Annotated in this window: 5 protein-coding genes; 3 read left to right on the forward strand and 2 right to left on the reverse strand. The window is 66.7% G+C overall.

Annotated elements, in window-relative coordinates:
• The first annotated feature begins 129 nt into the window (after nt 1-129).
• Genes OXQ33_RS17335 through OXQ33_RS17345 form a run of 3 tightly spaced genes read left to right on the forward strand, consistent with a single transcriptional unit; the run spans nt 130 to nt 3,340 of the window.
• Entirely contained in the window at nt 130-1,623 is a 1,494-nt protein-coding gene (locus OXQ33_RS17335) for a circularly permuted type 2 ATP-grasp protein (protein WP_267436047.1), read from the forward strand.
• Nucleotides 1,623-2,558 (forward strand): alpha-E domain-containing protein, encoded by a 936-nt coding sequence (locus OXQ33_RS17340; protein WP_267436048.1) that lies wholly within the window; start codon nt 1,623-1,625, stop codon nt 2,556-2,558. Before OXQ33_RS17335 ends, OXQ33_RS17340 begins: the two co-directional genes overlap by 1 nt.
• Nucleotides 2,558-3,340, forward strand: coding sequence for a transglutaminase family protein (locus tag OXQ33_RS17345; protein WP_267436050.1), 783 nt, complete (start codon nt 2,558-2,560; stop codon nt 3,338-3,340). Before OXQ33_RS17340 ends, OXQ33_RS17345 begins: the two co-directional genes overlap by 1 nt.
• A gap of 324 nt (nt 3,341-3,664) precedes the next feature.
• On the opposite strand, the gene OXQ33_RS17350 is transcribed toward OXQ33_RS17345, so the two are convergent.
• Both OXQ33_RS17350 and OXQ33_RS17355 read right to left on the reverse strand, forming a co-directional pair.
• Nucleotides 3,665-4,438: an arginyltransferase gene (locus OXQ33_RS17350; RefSeq protein ID WP_267436051.1), complete on the reverse strand. Its 774-nt coding sequence runs from the start codon at nt 4,436-4,438 to the stop codon at nt 3,665-3,667.
• 114 nt (nt 4,439-4,552) lie between these two features.
• Nucleotides 4,553-5,761 carry a threonine ammonia-lyase gene (locus OXQ33_RS17355; RefSeq protein ID WP_346015359.1) on the reverse strand — a complete coding sequence of 403 codons (1,209 nt, stop codon included), beginning with the start codon at nt 5,759-5,761 and terminating at the stop codon, nt 4,553-4,555.
• Between the last annotated feature and the right edge of the window lie 64 nt (nt 5,762-5,825).

A 5,825-nucleotide genomic window follows, 5' to 3' on the forward strand; every position in this document is an offset into this window, starting at 1 on the left:
CCCCCTCCACCCCCGCTTCGCGGCGGTCCCCCTCCCCGTGCCGGGGAGGAATTGTTTTTGCCCCCCTTGCACACCCCCACCATGCGGTGCAGCATGGAACCAGGCCATTAGGGGGAGCGTAACGACCGGATGGGGACAATCGCCGCGTTCGACGAAATCATGGGGGCTTCCGGCGCTACGGCACCGCGGCCCGAACTCTCTGCGTTACAACGCTGGCTCGATCATACCCCCGATGGCGAACTGCGCCGCCGTCAGCAGGCGGCCGAGGCGACCTTCCGCCAGCTGGGCATCACCTTCGCGGTTTATGGCGAAAGCGATGCGGCGGAGCGGATCATCCCGTTCGACATCGTACCGCGCGTCTTCCTGCCGGCGGAATGGGCGCGTCTGTCCGAAGGGCTGGTCCAGCGGGTGGAGGCGATCAACGCCTTTCTCGACGACATTTATGGCGAGCGGAAGATCCTGCGCGACGGCGTGCTGCCGCCCGACCTGATCTTCGGCAATCCGCAATTCCGCCCCGAAATCGCCGGGATACGCCCGCCGCACGGGGTCTGGGCGCATATCTGCGGGATCGATCTGGTCCGCACCGGGCCGGACGATTTCTTCGTGCTGGAGGACAATGCCCGCACGCCCTCGGGCGTCAGCTACATGCTGGAGAATCGCGAGGCGATGCTGCGCCTCTGCCCCGAGCTGTTCCGCCAGTTCCGGGTGGCGGCAGTGGACAGCTATCCCGACCGTCTCCTCGCCACGATGAAGTCGGTCGCGCCGCACGGCGTCGCCGAGCCGACCTGCGTCGTCCTGACGCCGGGCCATTACAACTCCGCCTATTACGAACACAGTTTCCTGGCCGATTCGATGGGTGTCGAACTGGTCGAGGCCGCCGATCTGGTCGTGGACGACGACATCGTCTGGATGCGAACCATTGCGGGGCGGGTGAAGGTCGACGTCATCTATCGCCGGGTGGACGATGATTTCCTCGATCCGCTCGTCTTCCGCCCGGATTCGATGCTGGGCGTGCCGGGTCTGATCGCGGCCTATGCGGCGGGCAATGTCGCCATCCTCAACGCGCCGGGCAACGGCATCGCCGACGACAAGGCGATCTACAGCTATATGCCCGATATCGTCCGCTATTATTCGGGTGCCGAGCCCAAGCTGAAGAATGTCGATACCTGGCGCTGCCGCGAGCCGGAGGCGCTGGCCTATGTCCTCGACCATCTGGGCGAGCTGGTGGTCAAGCTGGTCGACGGATCGGGCGGTTACGGGATGCTGGTCGGTCCCACCGCTACCAAGGTGCAGATCGAGCATTTCCGCGCCGCGCTGATCGCCGAGCCGCATCGCTACATCGCGCAGCCGACGCTGGCGCTGTCGACCGTGCCGACGCTGGTGGAAAGCGGCGTCGCGCCGCGCCATGTCGATTTCCGCCCCTTCGTCCTGACCGGACGCAACGGCGTGGAGGTGACGCCCGGCGGCCTGACCCGCGTCGCGCTTCGCGAAGGCTCGCTGGTCGTCAATTCCAGCCAGGGCGGCGGGACCAAGGACAGCTTCGTCCTGCTCGCCCCCGAACCGGATAGCTGGGTCCATGTGCAGAGCCAGGAATCGCAGATCCAGACGCAGGGGGTGCGCTGATGCTTTCGCGTACCGCATCCTCGCTCTATTGGCTGGGGCGTTATTTCGAGCGGGCGGATTTCATCGCCCGGCTGGTCGAGGCGACCGTCCGGCTCGACGTGCTGTCGCCGCGTTCGGCGGGGCTGGCGGCCTGGGGGTCGGCGCTGGCCGTCACCGATACCGCCAGCGCCTTTGCCGAGGGCGGGCGCGAGCTACGGCGGCGGGAGGTCGCCCGCTTCCTGACGGTGGAAAGCTGCCACCCCGGTTCGATCGTCCGCTGCGTCGACATGGCGCGGACCAATGCGCGTGCCGTCCGCACCGCGCTGACCCGTGAAGCCTGGAGCGCGATCAACCGCGCCTGGCTGCATTTCGAGGCGCGACCGGCGGCGGAGGACCCGACGGCGGTGCTCAGCCTGGTCGAGGCGGTGAAGAACGAGACGCGCGGTTTCGAGGGCGCGGTGCACCGGATGCTGCGCAACCAGACGACTTGGTTCATCCGGCTGGGTCAGGCGGTCGAGCGCGCGGACAACACCGCGCGATTGCTCGACGTGAAGTATCACATCCTCCTGCCGGCGGGCGAGCGGATCGGCGGTGTCGTCGATCGCGACCAGTGGACGACGATCCTTCAGACCGTGTCCGCCGTCACCGCCTATCGCTGGCTCTATTCCGACGGGCTGAAGCCCGCGAACGTCATCGACCTGCTGATCGCGCGCGCCGAATTGCCGCGCAGCCTGGCGGCGTCGGTCGAGGAAACGGTGGATGTGCTGGGGCAGCTCGCCCGGCGAACGGGGCAGCATGGGGAAGCGGATCGTATGGCGAGGGTGCGCGCAAACCGGATGAGCAAGACGCGGTCGGGCGATGTGATCGCGGGCGGGCTTCATCAGTTTCTCGAAGCCTTTATTCAGGAGAATGCCCAACTGCACGGCGCCATCGGCCGTCAGTTCAAGTTCGCCTGATGCGGATCGCGATCGAGCATCACCTCGCCTGCCGCCCCCGCGTGGCGGGTGGCCCCATGGTGCAGATGCTGCGCCTGACGCCCGAAAACCATGACGATCAGACGGTCGCGCATTGGCGGATCGACGTGGATTGCGACGCGCGGTTGCGGGCAAGCCATGACGGCTTCGGCAATGCCGTGACCATGCTCTATGTCGAGGATGCGCCGGAGGTCGTGACGATCACCGCCACCGGCGAGGTGCTGACCAGCGACGCGCACGGCCTGATCCATGGCGCGACCGAGACGCTGCCGCCGCCGCTCTTCCTGCGCGCGACCGAAGCTACGCCGGCCGATCCGGTGATCGCGGGCTTCGCGGCGGAGGCTACGCAAGGGACGGATGGCCCGCTCGCGGCGCTCCATAGCTTGAATGCCGCACTCCAGGCGCGTTTCGATGTCGATTTCGAGGCGCGGGCCGCTCGCCTGGATGTCGCGCGCATCTTCGCGGAGGATCGTGCGACACCGTGCGATCTGGCGCATATCTTCTGCGTCGCGGCACGGTCGCTGGGCATCCCGGCGCGCTATGTCTCGGGCTATGCGGCGCTTGGGAGTGCAGAACATGGCAGCCCGCATTGCTGGGCGGAAGCCCATGTCGAGGGACCCGGATGGATCGGCTTCGACCCCTGCACCGGGCTCAGCCCGCAGGACCGCCATGTCCGCGTCGCGGTGGCGCTCGACGCGACCGGTGCGGCGGCGGTCGCGGGTGAGCCATGGGGCGGCCTGACGGTGACGAACGCGGGGCAGTAACCGCTCCGCCAGAATGCGGTCTACGCGAACGGAACGAACCGTCATCCCGGCATAGATGGGGATGACGGGCAATCATCCTTGTTCAGGGGGGCAAGGCGCAACCCATTATTGGGCGATGGTCAGGAAAGTTCGCCCAATCAATACCCATCACGCTGTGAAATAATAAATTTGTTCGCGCGAAGCCGCGATGGCGCGAAGATGTTTTGCAGCTTGGCGGCCCGCATGCTCAGACGTTGGGCAGACATGGGGATGGGATGTCGGCGCGTATGAGCTCTTCGCGTCATCGCGGCTTCGCGCGAACTTCAAAAAAACGAACGGACCGGGTTAGCCCAACGCTCCGACCGGCGGCGGTGCGGATGGCTCGCCGGTGAAGGTCGCCCAGCCGCGCGGACCCAGTGCTTCCAGCGGCTGATAGCGGGTCTTGTACGCCATGCGCGGCGACCCCTTCACCCAATAGCCGAGATAGACATAGGGCAGGTTGGCGGCGCGGGCGCGCAGGATGTGATCCATGATGATGAAATTGCCCAGCCCGGGGCGGCTTTCATCCTGCGTCTCGAAGAAGCTGTAGATCATCGACAGGCCGTCGCCTTGCCGATCGGTCAGGCACGCGCCGACCAGCCGACCCCGCTGCCCCTCGGGGCCGGTGGGTTCGCGATATTCGACCAGCACCGACTGGACCGGCGATAGTTCGACCATGTCGGCATAGTCGCTTTCGTCCATCGCGGACATGCCGCCGCCCGGGTGCCGCTCGCCCAGATAGCGGCGGAGCAGTTGGAATTGCTCGGCGGTCGCCCAGGGCTGGCACGCGGTGACTTCCAGATCGGCATGGCGGCGCAGCAGCTTGCGCTGGGTGGCGTTGGGGCGGAATTCCCCCGCGACGACGCGCACCGAGATACAGGCGGTGCAGCCCGCGCAGGAGGGGCGATAGGCGACCCCCTGGCTCCGGCGGAAACCGATCCGGCTGAGCGCCTCGTTCAACTCGCCCGCATGTTCGCCGTTCAGTTCGGTGAACACCTTCCGCTCGTCACGCCCCGGCAGATAGGGGCAGGGGGACGGGCTGGTGACGAAGAAGCGCGGGAAACGAAAAGGCGCGGTCACCGCCGGGCAGTTCCTTCAAGGGGAGGATGATTGTCCCTTATTAACGATCCTCCCGCCCGAAGCGATGGGCAGCATCGTTCGGAAACGGGACGATTCCATAAAAAACTAAGCTGTTCAGGCCAGTTCGACCTGAGTCGTTTCATATCCGCTGGCGCGCAATGCCTCGATCAACCGGTGCAGGTGCAGCGCGTCGCGCGTCTCGCACTCGATATCGGTGATCAGCCCCTTGGCGGGCAGGGTGGTGAAGACGCGCTGGTGATAGACCTCGATGATGTTCACCCGCTCGCGGTCGAAGATGCGCGCGACGTTGAACAGCGCCCCCGGCTGGTCCTGCAACCGGATGCGCAGGCGGGCGAGGCGGCCGGAGCGCGCCAGGTCGCGCAGCAGGACATTGGCCAGCAGCCGCGTATCGATATTGCCGCCGCACAGCACGACGCCCACCGTCTTGCCCCGGAACCGCTCGGGGTGCGACATCAGCGCGGCGAGGCCTGCCGCGCCCGCGCCCTCGACCACCGTCTTTTCGATCTGGAGCAGCGCGCTGACCGCTTCCTCCAGATGGCGTTCGTCGACCAGCACGATCTCGCGGACCAGTTGCGACACCAGTTGCGAGGTGAGGCCGCCCGGTACCTTGACCGCGATCCCCTCGGCCAGCGTATCGCCCGCGCAGGGCAGGTCGGTGCCGTTCAGCTTGTTGTACATCGACGGGAAGAGTTCGGCCTGCACCCCCACAACCTCGACCGGGCGGGGCATGGCGGCGGCGACCGTCGCCATGCCGGAGATCAGCCCGCCGCCGCCGATCGGCACGATCAGCGTGTCGATGTCGGGCGCGTCCTCCAGCATCTCCAGCGCGACCGTGCCCTGGCCCGCGATCACCCGTGCATCGTCGAAGGGGTGGATGAAGGTGAAACCGCGTTCCGCCTCCAGCACGCGGGCATGGGCATAGGCGGCGTCGAACGTATCGCCCTCCAGCACCACGGTCGCGCCATGCCCTTCGGTCTGGACGACCTTCACGATCGGCGTGGTGCGCGGCATGACGATGGTCGCGGGGATGCCCAGCCGGTTGGCATGATAGGCGAGCCCTTGCGCATGATTGCCCGCCGAGGCCGCGATCACGCCCTTGGCCCGCGCTTCGTCGGAGAGTTGCAGCAGCGTGTTGAGCGCGCCGCGCTCCTTGTAGGCGGCGGTGAACTGGAGATTTTCGAACTTGAGATAGACGGTCGCGCCGGTCAGTTGCGACAGGGTCCGGCTGATCAGGGTCGGCGTGCGGATAACCCGGTCCGAAATTCGCGCATGGGCGGCGCGAACATCGTCGATCGTGACGATGGGCGCGGACGGCGCGAGTACGGAGGACGGGAATTCCGAAGCGGCCTCTGGGGCGGGACGACTA

The organism is Sphingomonas sp. GM_Shp_1, from assembly GCF_026540895.1.
GTDB lineage: Bacteria > Pseudomonadota > Alphaproteobacteria > Sphingomonadales > Sphingomonadaceae > Sphingomonas.

Bases quoted from the DNA above. Each gene is read 5' to 3' on its own strand.
- OXQ33_RS17335 (WP_267436047.1), top strand. From the start codon at position 130: ATGGGGACAATCGCCGCGTTCGACGAAATCATGGGGGCTTCCGGCGCT.
- OXQ33_RS17345 (WP_267436050.1), top strand. From the start codon at position 2,558: ATGCGGATCGCGATCGAGCATCACCTCGCCTGCCGCCCCCGCGTGGCG.
- OXQ33_RS17340 (WP_267436048.1), top strand. From the start codon at position 1,623: ATGCTTTCGCGTACCGCATCCTCGCTCTATTGGCTGGGGCGTTATTTC.